Genomic DNA, 1,031 nt, shown 5'->3' on the forward strand with positions numbered 1-1,031 from the left:
GGGTTGTGGGTTGGTTGTTGGTTGAGAATTGCACAGTGGACGCGAGCATCTTGTTTTCTGTAGGTTAAGTTGTCAAGGGCGAACGGTGGATGCCTTGGCACCAGGAGCCGATGAAGGACGTGGGAGGCCGCGATAGGCCTGGGGGAGCTGTCAACCTAGCTATGATCCCAGGGTGTCCGAATGGGGAAACCTGGCACCAGTCATGTGGTGTCACCTGCATCTGAATTCATAGGGTGTATGGGGGGAACGCGGGGAAGTGAAACATCTCAGTACCCGTAGGAAGAGAAAACAACAGTGATTCCGTGAGTAGTGGCGAGCGAAAGCGGATGTAGCCTAAACCTGTGGCGTGTGATACTTGTCAGGGGTTACGTCATGGGGGTTGTGGGACCCAATTTTCACGGCTGACACTGTGGAGAAGAGTTACAAAGTTTGTGGTTAGTTGAATGGTGTGGGAAAGCCAACCGTAGAGGGTGAGAGTCCCGTAAACGAAAGCTGCAGGCCTCTTTTTGGTGTTCCCGAGTAGCGGCGGACTCCTGTAATCTGCCGTGAATCTGCCAGGACCACCTGGTAAGGCTGAATACTTCCTGGTGACCGATAGCGGACAAGTACCGTGAGGGAATGGTGAAAAGTACCCCGGGAGGGGAGTGAAATAGTACCTGAAACCGTTCGCCTACAATCCGTCAGAGCCTCCTTGTTGGGGTGATGGCGTGCCTTTTGAAGAATGAGCCTGCGAGTTAGTGGCATGTGGCGAGGTTAACCCGTGTGGGGTAGCCGTAGCGAAAGCGAGTCTGAAGAGGGCGTTTGAGTCGCATGTTCTAGACCCGAAGCGGGGTGATCTAGCCATGGGCAGGTTGAAGCGTGGGTAAGACTGCGTGGAGGACCGAACCCACCAACGTTGAAAAGTTGGGGGATGACCTGTGGTTAGGGGTGAAAGGCCAATCAAACTCCGTGATAGCTGGTTCTCCCCGAAATGCATTTAGGTGCAGCGTCGCGTGTTTCTTGCCGGAGGTAGAGCACTGGATGGTCTAGGG

Annotated in this window: 1 rRNA gene; it reads left to right on the plus strand. The window is 54.3% G+C overall.

The window, feature by feature from the left end:
• Window positions 1-62: 62 nt before the first annotated feature.
• Window positions 63-1,031, plus strand: a 23S ribosomal RNA gene (locus ACZ6S4_RS44635); the annotation flags it as partial.

The sequence above is a fragment of the Actinoplanes sp. NPDC051405 genome (assembly GCF_055586185.1).